Here is a 19,145-nt window from a genome sequence, read left to right as displayed (position 1 = left end):
TTGACGGTCAGCGCAACCGCGTCGTCAGCCGCGCGCCGCCGATCCAGGTGCGGATCTTGTCTTCCAGCGCTTCCGGGCTGATCGGTTTCGACAGATAGTCGTCCATGCCTGCCTGGAAGCAGAGTTCCCGGTCGCTTTCCAGCGCATGCGCCGTCACGCCGATGATCGGCGTATGTGTGCCGGTGCGCTCCTCCAGTTCGCGGATCCGCCGGGTTGCCTGATGCCCGTTCATAACCGGCATAGAGACATCCATCAGGATGATCGCAGGGTCGTGCGTCTGCCAGGCTTCGACCGCTTCCGCGCCATTCCTGACGATCTGGAACAGCCATCCGGTGGTCTGCAGGATCTGGGTGAAGACGATCTGGTTGACCTCGTTGTCTTCGGCCACGAGCACGTCGAGCGATGGCGCGGCCTGCACTGGAAGTGTTGATTTGGCACTTGTCACCATATCGAGACTTGCGACCGGGGCAATCGCGTCATGGGCGATGGCCGCCTCCATCCGGCGTTTGCTGCGGACCGAGCGGACCACATCGATGACCGTGCTGCGAAGAAGGTTGGCGCGCGCCGGTTTCATCAGATGTGCGTGGATCTGCAGGCTGGCGAACACGCTCTCGTCGCTTGCCATGTCCATCGAGGTGAGGAAGATGATGCCGACGCTGTCGAAGCGATTGTCACCACGCAGAGACTTGGCAAAATCAAGCCCGTTCATTCCCGGCATGTGATAGTCGAGAACGATCGCATCGACGGTAATACCGAGCCGCGACGCCTCGGCGAGAACCGCAAGCCCCTCGGCACCGCCTTCCGCCGCTACCGTATCGAAACCCCACATCGAAAGCTGTTCGGTCAGGATGCGGCGATTGACGATATTGTCGTCGACGATCAGGACACGGGCGCCGCTGGTGTTGACGGGCAGCACCGTTTCCGTCTTGCGTTCCGCCACGATCGGGAACGGCAGCCGGACGGTAAAGACAGAGCCGCGCCCCACTTCGCTCTCGACATCGACCGAACCGCCGAAAAGTTCGACGAGACCGGAGGTGATGGCGAGCCCGAGCCCCGTCCCCTCGTGCCGCCGTGTCGACGAGGTATCGACCTGCGAGAACTTTTCAAAAACCGAAGCGAGCTTCTCCTGCGGGATGCCGAGCCCGGTATCCTCGATGCGGATCTTCAGCATCAGGTTTGATGCACCGGCAGGTTCGGACTTCAGGTCGATGAAGACATGACCTTTTTCGGTGAACTTCACCGCATTGCCGACGAGATTGGTGACGATCTGGCGAAAACGCCCGGCATCGCCGAGCACGGTTTCCCGCACGGACGCATCGCCGCGCACGATGAGTTCGATATCCTTGTCGGCAGCTGCCGAAGACAGAAGCGTCGCGACGTCCTCGATTGCTTCGACGGGGTCGAACGGCGCCTTCCTGAGCTTCATCTGGCCGGCATCGATCTTGGAGAAATCGAGGATGTCGTTGATGATCGTCAGCAGCGCATTGCCGGATTTGACGATGATGTCGATGAAAGTCTTCTGCCGCGTATCGAGATGTGATTTCGCCAAAAGTTCCGCCATGCCGAGAACCCCGTTCATCGGCGTGCGGATTTCGTGGCTCATGTTGGCGAGGAATTCCGACTTGGCTCGATCGGCGGCTTCGGCGCGCTGCAACAGCCGAGTCAGGTCCTCTTCGCGTGCCTTGACGTCGGTAACGTCGGTGAAGATGGCAAGCCAATGGGCGCTGTCCGTCTGCCGCGCCTCAACCTGAACCCATTTGCGGTTCTCGATCTTGAACGAGGCAAAGAACGGTCTGCCGGAGGCCATGTTCTCTTCCAGCGATCGAAAGGTCCCGAACGCCTGGCCGTTGGCGCCGAGATCACCACGACGAACGCAGTAGCGGAACAGATCACGCCACCGCGCCCCCTGCGACACCATTTCGACGGGGATTTCCAGCATGGCGGAAATCGCGTCGTTACACAGTTCGACCTGTCCATCGCGCAGGATCAGCAGCCCTTGCGACATGGCGCTGGTCGCGTCCCGCATCAGCGCGCCGTGACGCTCGAGCGCCGCCCGGGCCTCCTGAATCTCAGCGTCGCGCTTACGCATCGCGGTGATGTCGGTATAGCTCAGGAGCAGCTTGCCGTCGGTGAGCCTCGACGGCGAAATCAGCACCTGCCTGCCCGTCAGCGAACGAATTTCGAGTGGCGGATGCCCGTCTTCCGTCAGCGCGGCGATCCGTTGCCGGTAAATGCTTTCGAAGTCGGACCCGTGATTCGAAAACACGCCATTGTCGAATGCGAATCGGAGGAAATCGCGATAGGAGCGACCGGAAATGTCGAAGCTCTTTTTCGTATCCCAGAATTCGCTAAAGGCCGGATTGGCATATTCGAAATCGAAGTCTTCCGTCAGGATCGCGACACCGACAGGAAGTGCGTCGAGGATGGTCTGCAGGTCCTGACTGATCTTTTCAGCCTTCGCCTGCGCCTGGCTGATCTGCGAGACATCCGTGCGGGAGCAGAGGAGATAGTTGCTGCCGTCCTCCGTCCGGATTGACCGAAGACGCGTCAAAACCGGTATGACCGATCCGTCCGGAAAGGTCATATCCTCGGACTTGTCGATATCCTCACCGTGCAGCACCCGGGCATTCTCGTCCCGGAAACGTTCCGCCGCCCATGGAAACATTTCTGCTTCCGTCTGACCGAGATAGCGGTCGCGCCGGTCGCCGAGCATCTGTTCATAGGCATGGTTGGCATAGGTCAGCTCGTGCCGGGCATTGCGCACGAAAACCGGCGTAGGAAGATCCTCAAGAATGGCGCGGAACATTTCCGTTTCGGCAACCTGATTGCGGAGCAGCATTTCCTGCTCCTTGAAGTCGGTCACCTCCTGGCGAATCGCGATCAGAACACCGTTTTCCAGCCGCTTGTTGACTGCGCGAAGCCAGCGCCCATCGGCGAGATGTTCGATGTTTTCGTAATAGGGCAACCGGAAAGGCTTCATCTGCTCGGCAAGCCAGCTATCCCTGCCCTGCGCAAACACCACATCGTCCGAGTGATAGATCCTTTTACGGCGATCATAAGCTTGGACAAGAATCTGCGGCAGGCTCATCCCCGTCTGCAGATCGATATCGAGCGTGCGGCCATATTCTGTGAGCTGCGAGTTGCAATAAAGCAGCACGTCATTTCGATCGTAGATGCCGATTCCCATTTCCAGCATGTCGAGCGCATCGTCGATAAGCTTGTTGTCGAATACGGTGGCGGAACTGCTCGCAATCGGCAACGGGATAACCTTGGCCATGTCGGGCGAAACGACCGTCTTGGGGGCAATCGCCTCGATCGTGCCGAACAGATATGTATGGTCGTTTTCGGTCAGAAAGCGCTCGATATGGACTTCATAAGCGAGCGCGCCGGAGGCATCGAACAGCCTTGCCACCTCGTCGCTGCCGAACACGATGGCGCGGCTTTCCTTTTCCTTGCGCTCGCCGGCATCCACCGTGCCGGTGAGGTTGCGGCTGGCACCATCGACAAAACCTTCCGGATGTGCGCGGAAAAGTTCCGCATAAGCGGCATTGACCGCCACGTAACGGAGCGCGCTATCCTTGATGTAAGCCGGCTGCGGCAGATCCTGGATCCGCGCACAGGCTTTGTCGAGCAAGTCGCTGTGCATATCCAAGCGCTGCTGTCCCTATAATTGTGTTCCCGGGCAATTTTTTGGGCCGATTCTCTGCGGCCATGATGGCGACGATAACACCATGACGAGTGTTAACAACGCGTTTTTACCACAGGTCGTCACCCGGATTTTCATGTAGTGCCCCGTATCTTTCCATCCGAACGGCGCGATGTTCTGTAAGAGGCGGCAGGTAGTCGCAAATGACGAGGGCGATCGACCCTGCAATTTGTCACATTTGCCCGGTAACGGCGCGAACGGAACAGCCATGAGCGAGATCACGACACCAGCATCCGGCGAACTCGAAACCGCCCAGGGAGGCAGTGAGCGTCGCAGACGTGCCGGTGGACGTAGCGCCGAGCGCATCCGCAGCGGTTCTGACGGGACAAAATACCGCAACCTCGTCAACACGATCGACAAAACCGAAATCCTCTCGGCACAGACGCTGGAAGACATTCACGACGCCTCGCTGACCGTGCTCGAGGAAATCGGCATGGACGTGATCCTGCCCGAAGCGCGCGATCGGATGAAGGCCGCCGGCGCCGCCGTGACGCCGGGCTCCGAGCGGGTGCGTTTCGATCGCGGCCTCATCGAGGAACTGATCACGCATGCCCCGAAAACCTTCACCATGCATGCGCGCAATCCGGCCAGAACCGTCAAGATTGGCGGCAGCAATCTGGTCTTCGCCCAGGTTGCAAGCGCACCCTTCGTAGCCGACCGCGAAGGCGGCCGCCGGGCTGGCAACAGGCAAGATTTTCGCAAGCTGATAAAACTCGCGCAGCATTACGACATCATCCATACGACCGGCGGTTATCCGGTCGAGCCGATCGACATCCACGCTTCCGTCCGCCACCTCGATTGCCTGTCGGATCTGGTGAAGCTGACCGACAAGGTGTTCCATTGCTATTCGCTCGGCAAACAGCGCAATCTCGACGCGCTGGAAATCGCCCGCATAGGCCGCGGTATTTCGATGGAGCAGATGGAGACGGAGCCGTCACTTTTCACCGTCATCAACTCCTCCTCCCCGCTTCGCCTCGATGGGCCGATGCTGCAGGGCATAATCGAAATGTCGTCGCGCAATCAGGTCGTCATCATGACGCCGTTTACGCTGGCGGGCGCCATGGCACCGGTGACGATCGCCGGTGCGCTGGTGCAGCAGAATGCCGAAGCACTTTGCGGCATCGCCTTCACCCAGATGGTGCGGAAAGGCGCGCCGGTCATGTATGGTGGCTTCACCTCCAACGTTGACATGAAGACGGGAGCCCCCGCCTTCGGCACGCCGGAATATATGAAGGCGGTGATTGCCGGCGGGCAGCTCGCCCGTCGTTACGGCATCCCCTACCGGACCTCCAATACCAATGCCGCCAACACGCTCGATGCGCAGGCGGCTTACGAATCGGCCATGTCCCTCTGGGCGCTGACCCAAGGGGGCGGCAATTTCATTCTCCATTCCGCCGGCTGGACGGAGGGCGGCCTGACGGCATCGTTCGAAAAATTCATCCTCGATGTCGACATGCTGCAGATGGTGGCGGAATTCCTGACGCCGCTCGACGTCAGCCCGGACGCGCTGGCACTCGACGCCGTGCGCGACGTCGGCCCCGGCGGCCATTATTTCGGCACCGCCCACACGCTGGCCCGTTATGAAAACGCGTTCTACTCGCCGATCCTGTCCGACTGGCGCAATTTCGAGACATGGACGGAAGCCGGTCGCCCGACCACCTACGACCATGCCAACCGGACCTACAAGCAGGCGCTCGATGCCTATCAGCAACCGGCGCTTGATCCGGCGGCAGAAGAGGAACTGGACGCCTTCGTAGCGAACCGGAAGTCGGAAGGCGGCGTTCCGACGGATTTCTGACCGCCTTCGATCTGGCGCAAAATTGCCATGATCTTGCCACGAAGCGAGGCAGAAGTTGTATGTCGGGCGAGAAAATCAACTCCCGGACGACCGAGTGTGAACACCCGTTCAGACTACTTCCGGTTTCTTTCCATCAAACCGCCGAGATTCAGCATCACCTTGTGAACGTGCCCTTGGAAATAACCAGAGGGAAAGGATCACGATCATGACCTTCATGAAGAAAACAGTTTCCGCAGGCCTTGTCGCCCTGTCTGTCGCAGGCGCTCTTGCCGCGACCGCACCGGCCGCAGAAGCCCGCGACCGTTACCACCATCGCGGCGATGACGTCCTGCTTGGCGCCGCTGCAGGCATTGCCGGCGGCCTCATCGGCGGCGCGATCGTTTCCGGGTCGCAGCGTCCGGTCTATGTCGAGCCGCAATACGAATATGCTCCGCCCCCACCGCCGCCGCCGGTCTATTACCGTCGCGCCTATTACGAGCCGGCCCCGCCTCCGCCGCGCTGCCATATGGAATGGGTGGAAAACGAATATGGCGAAGCCTATCGCGCCCGCGTTTGCTACTGACCGGCCTGCAGATCGGGCCTTGACCTGAAATTGCCGAAAGCGGCGGTGAACCATTCACCGCCGCTTTTCTTGTATGTAAAGCAACACGATCTCGCCAAGCCGATCCGCCTCGCTATCCTACAGGCCGCAACAAAGCAGCTGCCGATGCGTTGGCAAACGACGATGACACTTCGAGGATAGCGAGATTGTCCCTCACCGTTGAAGAACGAAGCGGCCGCTGGCGATCTTTCACCGCCGATACGTTGGCGCTGATCATGTTTTTCACTACGACCGGCATCATCAACGAGCGCCTCATCGCGCAGATGACCTGGGACGAAGTCTTTCACGCCCGTCTTCTCGGGGCAGTGCTGATGGTGCCTGTTGGTCGGCCATATGGGCTCTGGCGCGACTGGTTGATGAAGCGCGCAGGCGATACGAGCTTATCGCGCCTGTTCTGGGATGGCATGGCGCTGATGACCTTCCAGGTCCCGATCTATGCGGCGATCATCGCCATCAGCGGCGCATCCGGCTCCGGCCTGCTGCACGGCACGATCGGCGCAACAGTGATGATGCTCGTTCTGGGAAGGCCTTACGGAGCGTTTCTCAATACCGTCAGGCACCTCTTCGGACTGCCACAGGGCGGCGCAAAGCCGATGTCCCTGAACAGCTGACGCCCGGTCGGCGCGGCCAATTCTCGCAGAAGTCGCAGGCGAACTGCTGTGGGAAACCCTCGCTCACCCGATGACAGTGGCCGCTGATGGAAGTATCGAAGGTTTTTGCGAGCCGGCCCCGGACTTCGACGCCTTAGCGGCGATCCCGTGCCCGCGCGACAGGCAAAATCTCTTTCCCGCCTCCGACCGAAAAACGAAAACGCGCGTCCTTAAAAAAAGCGTGTCAGGTCGCCTGGCGGGAAGCAACAGGACAGGGCAAGCGATGAGCGAGACGGGTGGCTATTTTCCGCGTTGGCGGCTGAAGACGGAGGGGCGCATTCTGCCCGACGAACGTCTGCCGGCAGGACCGACGGTGGTGCTGGGTTTCCAGCATGTGGTGGCGATGTTCGGCTCGACCGTCCTCGCGCCGATGATCATGGGTTTCGATCCCAATGTATCGATTCTGTTTTCCGGCATATCGACGCTGATCTTCTTCATCGCCGTCGGCGGCCGCGTGCCGAGCTATCTCGGTTCGTCCTTCGCCTTCATCGGCCCGGTTCTGGTGGCGACGGCCGCCGCAGCCGGCGCCCCTAACCCGAACATCGCTCTGGCGCTCGGCGGCATCATCGCGGCCGGTGCGCTTTATGCGCTGATCGGCGTCATCGTGATGATGGCAGGCCATCGCTGGATCGAGCGACTGATGCCGCCGGTCCTGACCGGCGCCATCGTCGCCGCCATCGGCCTCGTTCTGGCACCAATCGCAATCGCCAGCGCCTCCGGCATTGGCCCGACCTCGCCCGACGGCAGCCAGCTGTCGCGCTGGGTGGCGATCCTGACCGTTGCCGCGGTCGGCCTCGTTGCCGTTTATGCGCCCGGCATGACCCGCCGCCTGCCCATCCTCCTCGGTGGAGCGTTCGCCTATATTCTCTATCTCGTGCTGGCGAACGGCATGGGTTACGGCACGCCGGTCGATTTCTCCAGCGTTTCGGCCGCCGCATGGTTCGGCCTGCCGACCTTCACCGCGCCGGTCTTTTCCGCTTCGGCAATCACCCTGATCGCCCCGGTCGTCGTCATTCTCGTTGCCGAAAACCTCGGACACATCAAGGCGATCGGTGCGATGACCGGCCGCAATCTCGACCCCTATCTCGGCCGCGCCTTCATCGGTGATGGGGTAGCCACGATGTTCTCCGGCTTCTTCGGCGGCACCGGCATGACCACTTACGCGGAAAACATGGGTGTGATGGCCGTGACCCGTATCTTCTCGACGCTGGTCTTCCTGGTCGCGGCATGTGTTGCCATCCTGCTCGGCTTCTCGCCGAAATTCGGCGCGCTGATCCAGACAATTCCCGGTCCGGTCATCGGTGGCCTTTCGATCGTCGTCTTTGGCCTGATCGCCGCCACGGCCGGCCGGATCTGGGTGGAAAACAAGGTCGATTTCTCCGAGCCGCGCAATCTCATCACCGTCGGCGTCGCGCTCGTGCTGGGAGCCGGCAATTTCAAGCTGGACATCGCCGGCTTCACGCTCGACGGCATCGGCACGGCAACGATCGGCGCGATCGTGCTCTATCATGCGCTGGGGCTGACGAAGGCCGCAACGAAGCCGGATCAGCAGTCCTGATCAAGTCGGAACCGGACCAGAGCGCAGGCCGCATGGCTGGCCTGCGCTTCGCATCTGCAAAACATCCTTGACTTTTGCGGCGAAATCCACCACATGCGGCTCATGCTTTCACCTTCCGGCCGCCGCGTGAGTTGGCCCTGCGACAAAAATCGATCGCAAAGAAGGAACAAGGCGCACTGATAGATCGCCCTGACAATCAGGGTTCAAGCGCTGGGAAGCAATTTCCAACACACAAGTTCCCAAATCACGCGGGGTTCTTGACGCCAGAAACAGCCGACATGGCATGGTGCCATGCAGGCATGTTGTTTTCTGGCGCCCCGAAAGGTATTCGCTTTGACGAATTTTGAATCTCTTGGTGTCTCCAAGCAGATCGTCGCCACGCTGACCGCGCTTGGCATTGAAACACCGACGCCGATCCAGGCGCAGGCAATCCCACTCCTCCTCGAAGGCCGAGACCTCATCGGTCTCGCACAGACCGGCACCGGCAAGACCGCCGCTTTCGGCCTGCCGCTGATCGAGCGCCTTCTCGCCGACAACGTCCGCCCCGACAACCGCACGACCCGTTCGCTGATTCTGGCTCCGACGCGCGAACTGGTGAACCAGATCGCCGCCAGCCTGAAAACCTTCGCCAAGGGCAAGCCGCTTAAGATCAATCTCGTCGTCGGCGGCGTGTCGATCAACAAGCAGCAGCTGCAGCTGGAAAAGGGCACCGACATCCTGGTTGCCACCCCCGGCCGCCTGCTCGATCTGATTGCCCGCCGGGCCATCGGCCTGACGACGGTCCGCTTCCTCATTCTTGATGAAGCCGACCAGATGCTCGACCTCGGCTTCGTCCACGACCTGCGCAAGATCTCGAAAATGGTGCCGAAGAAGCGCCAGACCATGCTGTTTTCGGCCACCATGCCGAAGGCGATCGCCGATCTGGCTGCCGACTTCCTCACCGAGCCCACTAAGGTCGAAGTCACGCCTCCGGGCAAGGCTGCAGACAAGGTCGATCAGTTCGTCCACTTCGTTGGCGGCAAGGGTGACAAGACCGAGCTTCTGCGCAAGTCGCTGCTCGAAAACCCGGATGGTCGCTCGATCGTCTTCATGCGCACCAAGCACACTGCCGAGAAGCTGATGAAGCATCTCGACAATATCGGCTTCTCGGTCGCCTCCATTCACGGCAACAAGAGCCAGGGCCAGCGCGAGCGCGCCTTGAAGGGTTTCCGTGACGGCGAGATCAAGACGCTGATCGCAACCGACGTCGCTGCCCGCGGCATCGACATCCCGGCCGTCAGCCATGTCTACAACTACGATCTGCCGGAAGTACCGGATGCCTATGTCCACCGTATCGGACGTACGGCGCGTGCCGGCCTCGACGGTATCGCCATCGCGTTCTGCGCGACGGACGAAACCCTGCTGCTTCGCGATATCGAAAAGCTGATGGGCATCGAGATCAAGACTGCGTCCGGCGAGCGTCCTGAAGCCATGAACCGTCCGGTTCGCGCTAACGGCAATGGCAACAACAACCGTGGTGGCAACAAGGCCCGCGGCGGCAATGCTGGTGGTCGCGGCAATGGCGGTGGCAACGGTGCTGGCGAAGGTCGTCCGCGTCGCGAACGCCCTGCCCGCAAGCCATTCTTCGCAGCAGAAGGCGCAGAAGGTGCATCGGAAGAGCGCGGCGAACGCCGTGGCGGCGCCAACAACCGTCCGCAGCGTGACAACCGTCGCAACGAAGAGTTCCGCGGCCAGCGCCGCAGCGAGGAAGCTCCGCGTTCCGAGGGCGATAACGATCTGGCCGCAACGTCGGACTTCCGTGGTAACCGTGGCCAGCAGGCCCCGCGCAACGGCGAAAACCGCAATGGCGGCCGTCCTCAGGGCCAAGGCCAGCGTCCGGCCAAGCCGGCCGCTGCCGGCAACCGCGATCATGCAGCCCATGGCGCGCATGAAGCCGGCAAGCAGCGCAAGGCCCATAACGGCGCCCCGAACCCAGCCGCCACCAAGCCGTCGCAGCCCGCACAGGGTGAAGCACGCAAGGGCGAAGGTCGTGGTCCGGTCCGTTTCGGCAATGACAACCGTGGAGAGCAGCGCGACGATCAGCGTGGCGCCGGTCTCCAGGGCCGCAAGCGCCGTCCGGCATAATCGCCAGCACCAGATGAACTGAAAGACGGCCGGGCTCAAACCCGGCCGTTTTGCTTTTGGCGGCATGATTGCAGGCCCTCGTTCCGCGGAGTATGGTTCGAAAGCTCTGGAGGTTGGCACATGCTGAAGAAAAGGACGATAGAAGCGTCTGTTGATCCGGCTCAGCCGAAACGCGACATACTGGTCGCCTACTCGACGGGACTGATCTCACGCCGAGATGCCATTCGCGATCTCGGCCTGCGGGACTATGCAGACCTTCTGGTTGCATTGGGAGATGCTAACCTGTCCATGCCACTCCCACCTCGGCAGGAGATCGACGAGCAGGCGGCGACCTTCGTGAGACTCTGGAAGCAGGGATGAAGCGGTGCACGCTTATCCTTCCGGACGCGGGGCCGATAAACAGCCTTTGGGTTGCCGACCGACTGCAACTCTTGCTTCAGATCGAGATGAAAATCGTACTGGTCGACGCAGTCTACGATGAACTGACCAGCGATCTCTCTTATTTGAAGGATAGCGAGGTCAAGACATTCATCGACATCAACAGTCCACCATTCATCATCGAGGCGACCGACATAGGGACCGCCGAACGTGAAAAGCGGCGCGCCGGTAACAAGCCCAAGCGAAACGCCGGCGAACTGGCAATGATCGACTTCATCTCTTCAGACGATGGAATCGGCCGCTATCTGCGATCAGACGAGCCGGTCGCGATCCTTTTCGACGATGCAGGGCTGCGCATCTTCAACAAGCCACCGAACTTGCACCTTCTCTCGACCGTTGGATTTCTGCGAGGCCTGGAGCAGGTAGGTCTTATCACGTCGGCCGACGGGGTCATCCATGACATGCTTCAACCAAGCAAGCCGGGGCGACGTCCGCAAGATGCTCGAAGGTTCACCGACCTGCCGGAAGGGATCGATGACCCAGCGGCCGTGGGGAGTTCCTGGAAACCGTAGCTCGTCTTACCCGCCCAGCCTCGCCTTGCGGTTCACCAGATACACCCCGGCCACCACGATCACCGTCCCGACGATCATCGGCAAGGTCAGCGGCTCGCCGAACAGTACCGACGCTTCGATCGCCACCATCGGCGGCATCAGATAGATCAGCGAGGCTGCGCGCGACACCTGCCCGCGCTGGATGAGATAGAGAAGCAGAAATACCGCACCCATCGAGATGCCGATCACCGACCAGGCCATGGCGGCGATCGCCGTATAGGTCCAGTCGAAGCGCATCTCTTCGGTCAGCATCGCGATCGGCAGGGTAACGATGAAGGCGCCGATGAATTGCAGGGTTGCCGTCGTCCATATGTCGCCGTGCTGCAGATAGCGTTTCTGGTAGAGCGTTCCGTAGGTCACCGAACTCATCGCGACGAGATTGATGGCGAGCGGGATGCCGAGCCCCGTCAGACCAGCCGACAGGCTTGCGATCAGTTGCGGCGAGATGGCGATGAGGATGCCGGCAAAACCGAGACCGAGACCGATCCGCTGGCGCAACGCCAGCCGCTCCCCGAGGAAGAAAGGTGCGGCAAGCGCCGTGAGCAGCGGCTGCAGCCCGGCAATGATGCCCGAGAGCCCGGAAGGCACGCCCTGCCCGATCGCATACCAGACACCGGCCAGATAAAGCCCGTGCAGGAACACACCGGACAGGATGGCTCTGCCGAACCCTGTCGCGCTATTCGGCCATTTCGCCTTGATCACCAGACAGATGCCCGCGAATGCACATGCCGCAAGCGCATGGCGCACGGCAAGAAACGTGATCGGATCGGCATGCATGGCGGCGTATTTGGCAACGATCCAGCCCGTGGACCAAAGAAACGCGAATATCGCCGGCGCAAATCGGTCAAGCATGGGGAGGTTCCGTCAAAGAGGGTCTTTCCCCATAGGCGGGCAGCGATTTCCGGTCAAAGCAGAAAATCTGACGACAATCGTCAATGACGTTGATCATCCCGTGAGCACATGGCGTTTTAACGGGCAACATATTGATTTGGCGCATGTAAGCAAAACCTGACCGATTGGGGATGGACCCGCAGTTTGGGGCCGCTCAGCCCTTTTCTCTTACGCCAAGTGGAGTTTCGATTTTATCTTCGGCAACTGCGCATGGTTCTTGCATTGCCCTCTGCGTTGTATTCTTATGGCCAAAAAAGGGGATCGTTTCTTTGGCATTTGATGAAATGTTAACTGCGGAGAACCTTCCGCGACCACCATACAAGAACTACCACGAGTGGTACGCCGCACAGGACACCGCCCATCTGATCCGCAAGACCCAGGATGCGGAGAACATTTTTCGCAAGACCGGCATCACCTTCGCGGTTTACGGCCACGCGGACAGCTCCGAAAAGCTCATCCCCTTCGACATCATTCCCAGAATCATTTCCGCCCGCGAATGGCGCAAGCTGGCGCAAGGCATCGAGCAGCGGGTTCTGGCGCTCAACGCCTTCCTCGATGACATCTACCACAAGCAGGAGATCATCAAGGCAGGCCGCATTCCGCGCGAACTGATCGAGCGGAACGTTGCCTTCCTGCCGGAGATGATCGGCTTCAAGCCGCCGGGCGGCGTCTACACCCATATCGTCGGCACCGACATCGTGCGCACCGGCGAGGACCAGTTCTACGTGCTGGAAGACAATGCCCGCACGCCTTCCGGCGTCTCCTACATGCTGGAGAACCGCGAAACGATGATGCAGATGTTCCCGGAACTGTTCACCCTGAACAAGGTGCAGCGGGTGGAGGATTATCCGCGGCTTCTGCGCCAGTCGCTGGCCGCCGTCGCACCGCCGGGCTGCAAGGGCAAGCCGCGCGTCGCCGTGCTGACGCCGGGCATATACAATTCCGCCTATTACGAACATTCCTTTCTCGCCGACCAGATGGGCGTCGAACTGGTGGAAGGCTCCGACCTGCGCGTCCTCGACGGCAAGGTGCAGATGCGCACCACCCGCGGATATGAGCCGATCGATGTGCTTTACCGCCGTGTCGATGACGATTTCCTCGATCCGCTCACCTTCAGGGCCGATTCCGCTCTTGGCATTCCCGGCATCATGGATGTCTACCGCGCCGGCAATGTCACGATCGCCAATGCGCCGGGTACCGGCATCTGCGACGACAAGGCGATCTATTCCTACATGCCGGAAATCGTCGAATTTTATACCGGCCGCAAGGCGCTTCTGGAAAACGTGCCGACCTGGCGCTGTTCCGAACCCGCCAGCCTCAAATACGTGCTGGAAAACATTGCCGACCTGGTGATCAAGGAGGTCCACGGATCCGGCGGTTACGGCATGCTGGTCGGCCCGACGGCAACGAAGAAGGAACGTTCGGACTTTGCCGAAAAGCTGGCCGCCCGCCCCTCCAACTACATCGCCCAGCCGACACTGGCTTTGTCCACCGTGCCGATCTTCGTCAACAAGGGCATTGCCCCGCGCCATGTCGATCTGCGGCCCTATGTACTCGTATCCGACAAGGTGAAGATCATTCCGGGTGGCCTCACCCGCGTGGCGATCAAGCAAGGCTCGCTGGTGGTCAATTCCAGCCAGGGCGGCGGCACCAAGGATACCTGGGTTCTGGAAGATTGAGGGCGTAAAGAATGCTGGGAAGAACTGCAAACGGCCTCTACTGGATGTTCCGTTACATCGAGCGCGCCGAAAACATCGCCCGTCTCGTCGATGCCGGCCTGCGTGTATCGCTGACCCGCGCCGGCTCCTCCGATGAGGACTGGCATGGCGTACTGGAAAGTGCCGGCGTGCGCGAAGCCTATTCCGAAGTGCACGACAAGCTGACCGCGGCAGATGCGATCGACTATCTCTTGCGCGACAGCGCCAACCCTTCGAGCGTGATTTCCTGCATCGAGGCCGGCCGCAACAATGCGCGGATGGTGCGAACCGCGCTGACGCGGGAAACATGGGAGGCGACGAACGAGGCGTGGATAGACCTCAAGGCACGGCTTTCGCGCAAGCTGAGGGCCGCCGACATGCCGGAGCTGATCGACGGCATCAAGCATCGCTGCGGCCTGATCCGCGGCGCGTTTCACGGCTCGATGCTGCGCAACGAGATCTATAATTTCGCCCGCATCGGCACCTTTATCGAACGGGCCGACAATACGAGCCGCATTCTCGACGTCAAATATTACGTGCTCCTGCCCTCCGTCAGCCAGGTGGGCTCGGCACTCGACAACATGCAATGGGAATCGATCCTGCGCTCGGTCTCGGCGCATCGTTCCTATGGATGGGTCTATGACGGCGACTACCAGTCGGCCAATATCGCCGATTTTCTGATCCTCAAGGTGCAGATGCCGCGATCGCTCGCCTATTGTTACGAAAAGATCGTCAGCAATCTCGGCTATTTGGCCACCGACTACGGCCAGCGCCACAAGGCGCACGAGACTGCGGATGCAATTCGGGCGATCCTGAAAAGAGGATCGATCACCGAAGTCATGGACCAGGGCCTGCACGAATTCCTCGAGGACTTCGTCTATCGCAACAACCAGCTCAGCGCCGAGATTTCGCAAGGCTACCGTTTTTATCAATAGACGACCGCACCTGAAGGACCATCCCCATGCGGCTGAAGATTTCACACACGACCGAATATCTCTATGACGAACCCGTCCCCTATTCGCTCCAGCGCCTGCGCCTGACGCCGGTAACCGGCCCAACGCAGAAGGTGTTGAACTGGGCCGTGACGGTCGACGGCGCCAAGATCGAGACGGGTTATGCCGACCAGTTCGGCAACAGGGTGGAACTGGTGTCCGTCGAGGGCGCCGAACACACGATCCGCATCACGGCCTCGGGAGAGGTGGAAGCCACCGACAAGGCTGGCGTTTTCGGCCCGCATGTCGGCTTCTGCCCGCTCTGGCTTTTCCTGCGCGACACCAACCTCACAAAGCCGGGCAAACTCCTGAAAGATCTCGCCGGAAGCGTGAATGGCGACAGCGAGCTTGCGCGGATGCATGCCCTGATGGACGTGATCCATGAGACGGTTGCCTATACGCCCGGAACAACGACGACGGAAACCACCGCCGAAGAGGCGCTGGCCGCAAAAACCGGCGTCTGCCAGGACCACGCTCACATATTGATCGCCTCGGCACGGCTCTCGGGCGTGCCGGCCCGTTACGTCTCCGGTTACCTGTTGATGGAAGACAATCCGGAACAGGTGGCGACCCATGCGTGGGCGGAAGCGCATATTCCCGGCCTCGGCTGGGTGGGCTTCGACGCCGCCAACAACGTCTGCCCCGACGACCGTTATGTCCGCATCTCATCCGGCCTCTGCTATCGCGACTGCGCCCCCGTTTCCGGTATGCGCATCGGCTCGGTCGGCGAGAACCTGAAGGTGAGCCTGACCGTGACGCCCAGCCAGAGCCAGTCACAGAGCCAGGGTCAAGGTCGGCAGAACCAGACCCAGTCCTGAACCTGCGCGCACGCAAGCCCGGCGCCATCCCCAGATGCTTGAATGAGGTTTCTGGACCGGGGGCCGCATGCTGTTAGGGCAGTCTGTCTTTCAGTCGGTACTGACCCGACTGAAGGACGAGCAGAAAGACGATGAAGAGACGGCCCCCGAAGATGCGGATTTCCGCATCCGCGGGCTTGGTGCTGGCTTTCTCACGCCCGATGGGCGCCCTGCCGGGGCGGAAGCCGATACCGGCGCCTATTTCGATTATCTCTCCGACTGGCCCGGCACAAACCCCGATGCCGGAAAGTCGGAGGCCGACACATCGCCTGATACGGAAGATGCAGGAAAACAGCCGGAAGCCCCTGTCATGCCGCCCCATCTGGAACGGCTGACGGAGGCGGAAATTGCCGAGGATCTGGCGATTTCATCGAAGGATGGCGAGGCGGCGCTGAACGAAAAGCGCCGGCAATTCGCCAAGCTTAATCACCCGGACCGCGTTGCCCCGGAATTTCGCGACAACGCGACAATGAGGATGAAGACGGCCAACCTGATGATAGACCGCGCGCTGGCGTCACTCTACTGGCGCTGACAATCGTTCGAACGGAGCCTTAGTCTTCTTGATGCTCAGGAGGCCTCTGCTCTTCAGGCTTCCTCCGGTCGAAGAAGAGCTTGTAGGTGGCAAACAGGCCGACGGCACCAACAATGCCGGCCCACATGGCCTCGCCCGCATAAAGCTCAATGCCGACCCAAACCAGGCACACGACCGGGATAAGCACCCGGCGCCACAGCGCATCGTAAAAAGGATGGTTCGGGTCGATCATATTTCTTTCTCCTCCAGCCGGACACGCGCGACCTCGACTGGATATCCGGGTTGGCGCGAAAAAATGCAAGGCTGCGGACCCATCAACTTCGTTTTGCGATGCCGACCATGCCCGCTGCGAGGCCCTTTACCCAAAGATATTCTCACCCGGCCCGGAAGTTCGGCGTCAGGAACGATTTTTCGTCACCTCAGCGGTATTGGCATTGAAGCCTCTGCCGAGCTAGGCTAAGAACCACTCATCGGACACCGGCGAGTCATCGCTGGTTTAGGTTAGCACCCGTAGCTCAGCTGGATAGAGTGTTGGATTCCGATTCCAAAGGTCACAGGTTCGAATCCTGTCGGGTGCGCCATTTCATTTCCCAAGTCATTGGTTTTATGGCGACTTCCTTCGGAAGAGGGATGTTGGCGCTAGGAAGATGATCGACCTTTTCGATGATGTAAAACGAATTGCCAAAAAAATAACGGAACCAAGATGGCCAAGCTGGAGCAGCGCGTAGACAGCAGTTTGACTATGATAATTAGCGATCTCACGATCAATCTCGAAAATAGCCATCGTCTTCCGGCCGGCGGTAACTATCTAAGTTGCTCACGCACGTCATTGAGGAAATTTCGATGAGCACCGAATTCGGCCCCTACGTACAGATGCGCAAGCTCGCCCAGCAGATGGCCATCCAATATCAGAAGGATACGAACCTTGCTTTGGGACCACTTCTTGCCCATTTCATGGACGAGGTCGAGGTGAACGTAGCTTCCGATCGTTACGACCATTCGGGATTCATGGAAAGGATCCGCGAACCGCTTAATCTTGATGCCGAGATGACATTAGACCAACGCCGGAAAGAATTCCTGCACGCGGTGGCGGACGCGCTGCAGGATCGCATCCGGCGCGAGCTGGACACGCCAACCCTTCTAGCGTGAAGACTTTCCCATTTCTAGTCAATAATCGCTTCGCCGACCGCAGCATCCAGCAAGACCTCTTAGGCATGCGGCGGGCGGCAAACAGCCTGATGATGCCTTAAGATCATTCGGACGGCTCCTGATGGCATCGATCACGCGGGAGTGGCTGCGGGTGATCTCTGTCGATCTGGCAGAGTACCTGACACGTAATCTCGGCGCCGTCGCCCGAGATTACGTGTCAGGTTCGCTCTATAGGTCTTCTCATCGGAGATCTCGGCATACGACCAGCCTTCCGCTGTAAGCAAGCTTCATAACCTGTGCCCAAATGCAAAAAAGCCCGGATCGCTCCGGGCTTTCATTTGTAATATGCAGCGAATTAGAACGAGCGCTGCAGGCGCAGGAAACCGTCCCACTTGTCGGCAGAGTCTGTGCCATTGTCGACGTCGGTGTAGTTGACGGTCGCCTTGGCCGCGAGGTTCTCGGTGATGGCATAATCAGCCGTTACACCAACGCGCCATGCATCACCACCGTCGAAGTCGCCATTGCCGTCGAGTTCGACGTTATCCCAGTACTGGGCGCCCGGTGCGATGGAGAACTTGTCGGTGACCTTGATGGCGTATTCCGCGCCGATCGTCCACTCGGAAGCGTCGAAGTAGCGGTTCTGGCCGAAGGAGTATGCAGCGAAGACGCCGAGCGAGCCCGGGCCGATGGCTGCCGTCAGCGTCGAAGCCAAAGCAGCATTTTCGTTGTCGAAGTCGTAACCAGCGAAGAAGTCGAGAGTTACGCCGCCGAACTTACCGGTGATGACGCCGTTGATGCCGATTTCGTCAGCATTGCCTGCATCGTCGGTCTTGTAACCGGCCTGCGAGTTGAAGGCGTCAACCTGACCGTAAACCGAGAATGCACCAGCATCATAGGTATAACGGATGGAGTTGTTCAGCGTGTCTGCGCCGTCGCCACCGTTGTTGTATGGACGGTCGTCGGCGAGAACGGTTTCGCCCGGAAGCCCGGTGTCGAAATAGTTGTAGAAGTAACCGACGCGGAAGCCGCCCAGTTCGATATAGGTTTCTTCCAGGAAGAAATCGCTGTTACCCTGCGAAGAGCTGTAGGTCGTAGAACCGCCACCGACAGCATCCGGAATGGTGATCGAAGTGGTGTTCGAGGAGTTGTTGTTGGCGCGAAGCGTGATGCGCGAGCCGAGCGTACCATATTCGGTGTCGGTCTTGGCTTCGAGACGGACCTGGGCGCGGGTGTTCGTACGGTAGCCTGCGTCGTTACCGGACAGATCGTCGTCGCTACGGCCATCGACCTGAACGCGGAGATAACCGCCGATCTTCAGGCAGGTTTCGGTGCCGGGAATGTAAAAATAACCGGTGCCGAAGGCGTCGCAAACGCGGACATATTCCATCGGCTCGGGCTCTGCCGCGACGATCGCATCGGCAGCCTGCGCGCCGGATACTGCTGCGAGAGCTGCAGCGGAGCCGAGAAGAAGGCTCTTGATGTTCATTATGATCTCCATTCAGATGATGGACCGCGGCCGGGAGCCTCAACCACCAAATTAAAAAACCGAAGGCATATTCGGTGACCAAGAAATACGAGGAGCCGGCAGGGGACGATAGCAG

Annotated in this window: 16 protein-coding genes and 1 tRNA gene; 13 read left to right on the top strand and 4 right to left on the bottom strand. The window is 60.0% G+C overall.

Translation table 11 applies throughout. The features are described 5' to 3' along the window. Window positions 1-7: 7 nt before the first annotated feature. Window positions 8-3,646, bottom strand: a complete 3,639-nt coding sequence (locus FHP24_RS16655; RefSeq protein WP_180356042.1) for a response regulator — start codon at window positions 3,644-3,646, stop codon at window positions 8-10. A gap of 268 nt (window positions 3,647-3,914) precedes the next feature. On the opposite strand from FHP24_RS16655, the gene FHP24_RS16650 reads away from it, so the two are divergent. The 7 genes from FHP24_RS16650 (at window position 3,915) to FHP24_RS16620 (ending at window position 11,387) form a co-directional block, all read left to right on the top strand. Then, on the top strand, window positions 3,915-5,504 hold the full coding sequence (locus FHP24_RS16650; protein WP_139677340.1) for a trimethylamine methyltransferase family protein: 1,590 nt from the start codon (window positions 3,915-3,917) through the stop codon (window positions 5,502-5,504). 205 nt (window positions 5,505-5,709) lie between these two features. Next, window positions 5,710-6,066, top strand: a complete 357-nt coding sequence (locus FHP24_RS16645; protein ID WP_139677339.1) for a hypothetical protein — start codon at window positions 5,710-5,712, stop codon at window positions 6,064-6,066. A 185-nt stretch (window positions 6,067-6,251) separates the two neighbouring features. Continuing rightward, window positions 6,252-6,716 carry an L-alanine exporter AlaE gene (gene alaE / locus FHP24_RS16640; protein ID WP_139677338.1) on the top strand — a complete coding sequence of 155 codons (465 nt, stop codon included), beginning with the start codon at window positions 6,252-6,254 and terminating at the stop codon, window positions 6,714-6,716. A gap of 262 nt (window positions 6,717-6,978) precedes the next feature. After that, the gene (locus tag FHP24_RS16635) at window positions 6,979-8,313 is read left to right on the top strand and encodes a solute carrier family 23 protein (RefSeq protein WP_139677337.1); all 1,335 of its coding nucleotides are present in this window, start codon (window positions 6,979-6,981) and stop codon (window positions 8,311-8,313) included. Between the two features lie 333 nt (window positions 8,314-8,646). Then, window positions 8,647-10,437 (top strand): DEAD/DEAH box helicase, encoded by a 1,791-nt coding sequence (locus tag FHP24_RS16630; protein ID WP_139677336.1) that lies wholly within the window; start codon window positions 8,647-8,649, stop codon window positions 10,435-10,437. 120 nt (window positions 10,438-10,557) lie between these two features. Then, on the top strand, window positions 10,558-10,797 hold the full coding sequence (locus tag FHP24_RS16625) for a hypothetical protein (protein WP_139677335.1): 240 nt from the start codon (window positions 10,558-10,560) through the stop codon (window positions 10,795-10,797). Between the two features lie 71 nt (window positions 10,798-10,868). After that, entirely contained in the window at window positions 10,869-11,387 is a 519-nt protein-coding gene (locus tag FHP24_RS16620) for a hypothetical protein (protein ID WP_246091785.1), read from the top strand. A 6-nt stretch (window positions 11,388-11,393) separates the two neighbouring features. Here the strand turns inward: FHP24_RS16620 and FHP24_RS16615 are convergent, their stop codons facing one another. Then, complete coding sequence (locus FHP24_RS16615) at window positions 11,394-12,278, bottom strand: DMT family transporter (protein WP_139677333.1); 885 nt, start codon at window positions 12,276-12,278, stop codon at window positions 11,394-11,396. Between the two features lie 308 nt (window positions 12,279-12,586). Between FHP24_RS16615 and FHP24_RS16610 the strand changes: the two genes are divergently transcribed. The 4 genes from FHP24_RS16610 (at window position 12,587) to FHP24_RS16595 (ending at window position 16,395) form a co-directional block, all read left to right on the top strand. Further along, a complete protein-coding gene (locus FHP24_RS16610) occupies window positions 12,587-13,996 on the top strand; it encodes a circularly permuted type 2 ATP-grasp protein (protein WP_180356032.1) in 1,410 nt (469 codons plus the stop codon). Between the two features lie 11 nt (window positions 13,997-14,007). Further along, a complete protein-coding gene (locus FHP24_RS16605; RefSeq protein ID WP_139677332.1) occupies window positions 14,008-14,949 on the top strand; it encodes an alpha-E domain-containing protein in 942 nt (313 codons plus the stop codon). A gap of 26 nt (window positions 14,950-14,975) precedes the next feature. Further along, window positions 14,976-15,824, top strand: a complete 849-nt coding sequence (locus tag FHP24_RS16600; protein ID WP_139677331.1) for a transglutaminase family protein — start codon at window positions 14,976-14,978, stop codon at window positions 15,822-15,824. A 67-nt stretch (window positions 15,825-15,891) separates the two neighbouring features. Then, on the top strand, window positions 15,892-16,395 hold the full coding sequence (locus FHP24_RS16595; protein ID WP_139677330.1) for a hypothetical protein: 504 nt from the start codon (window positions 15,892-15,894) through the stop codon (window positions 16,393-16,395). A gap of 19 nt (window positions 16,396-16,414) precedes the next feature. Here the strand turns inward: FHP24_RS16595 and FHP24_RS16590 are convergent, their stop codons facing one another. Beyond that, window positions 16,415-16,627, bottom strand: coding sequence for a DUF3329 domain-containing protein (locus tag FHP24_RS16590; RefSeq protein WP_139677329.1), 213 nt, complete (start codon window positions 16,625-16,627; stop codon window positions 16,415-16,417). A gap of 272 nt (window positions 16,628-16,899) precedes the next feature. On the opposite strand from FHP24_RS16590, the gene FHP24_RS16585 reads away from it, so the two are divergent. After that, window positions 16,900-16,976: transfer RNA gene (locus tag FHP24_RS16585), tRNA-Arg, on the top strand. Between the two features lie 262 nt (window positions 16,977-17,238). Continuing rightward, entirely contained in the window at window positions 17,239-17,544 is a 306-nt protein-coding gene (locus FHP24_RS16580) for a hypothetical protein (protein ID WP_139677328.1), read from the top strand. A 355-nt stretch (window positions 17,545-17,899) separates the two neighbouring features. Here the strand turns inward: FHP24_RS16580 and FHP24_RS16575 are convergent, their stop codons facing one another. Continuing rightward, on the bottom strand, window positions 17,900-19,030 hold the full coding sequence (locus FHP24_RS16575) for a porin (protein ID WP_139677327.1): 1,131 nt from the start codon (window positions 19,028-19,030) through the stop codon (window positions 17,900-17,902). Window positions 19,031-19,145 lie beyond the last annotated feature (115 nt).

Source organism: Aliirhizobium smilacinae (assembly GCF_006335145.1).
GTDB lineage: Bacteria > Pseudomonadota > Alphaproteobacteria > Rhizobiales > Rhizobiaceae > Neorhizobium > Neorhizobium smilacinae.
This window is presented reverse-complemented; position numbering and strand designations above follow the sequence as displayed.

Coding starts and splice junctions, on each gene's coding strand:
- FHP24_RS16655 (WP_180356042.1), bottom strand. CDS start 3,646: ATGCACAGCGACTTGCTCGACAAAGCCTGTGCGCGGATCCAGGATCTG.
- FHP24_RS16650 (WP_139677340.1), top strand. CDS start 3,915: ATGAGCGAGATCACGACACCAGCATCCGGCGAACTCGAAACCGCCCAG.
- FHP24_RS16645 (WP_139677339.1), top strand. CDS start 5,710: ATGACCTTCATGAAGAAAACAGTTTCCGCAGGCCTTGTCGCCCTGTCT.
- FHP24_RS16635 (WP_139677337.1), top strand. CDS start 6,979: ATGAGCGAGACGGGTGGCTATTTTCCGCGTTGGCGGCTGAAGACGGAG.
- FHP24_RS16625 (WP_139677335.1), top strand. CDS start 10,558: ATGCTGAAGAAAAGGACGATAGAAGCGTCTGTTGATCCGGCTCAGCCG.
- FHP24_RS16615 (WP_139677333.1), bottom strand. CDS start 12,278: ATGCTTGACCGATTTGCGCCGGCGATATTCGCGTTTCTTTGGTCCACG.
- FHP24_RS16605 (WP_139677332.1), top strand. CDS start 14,008: ATGCTGGGAAGAACTGCAAACGGCCTCTACTGGATGTTCCGTTACATC.
- FHP24_RS16600 (WP_139677331.1), top strand. CDS start 14,976: ATGCGGCTGAAGATTTCACACACGACCGAATATCTCTATGACGAACCC.
- FHP24_RS16595 (WP_139677330.1), top strand. CDS start 15,892: ATGCTGTTAGGGCAGTCTGTCTTTCAGTCGGTACTGACCCGACTGAAG.
- FHP24_RS16590 (WP_139677329.1), bottom strand. CDS start 16,627: ATGATCGACCCGAACCATCCTTTTTACGATGCGCTGTGGCGCCGGGTG.
- FHP24_RS16580 (WP_139677328.1), top strand. CDS start 17,239: ATGAGCACCGAATTCGGCCCCTACGTACAGATGCGCAAGCTCGCCCAG.
- FHP24_RS16575 (WP_139677327.1), bottom strand. CDS start 19,030: ATGAACATCAAGAGCCTTCTTCTCGGCTCCGCTGCAGCTCTCGCAGCA.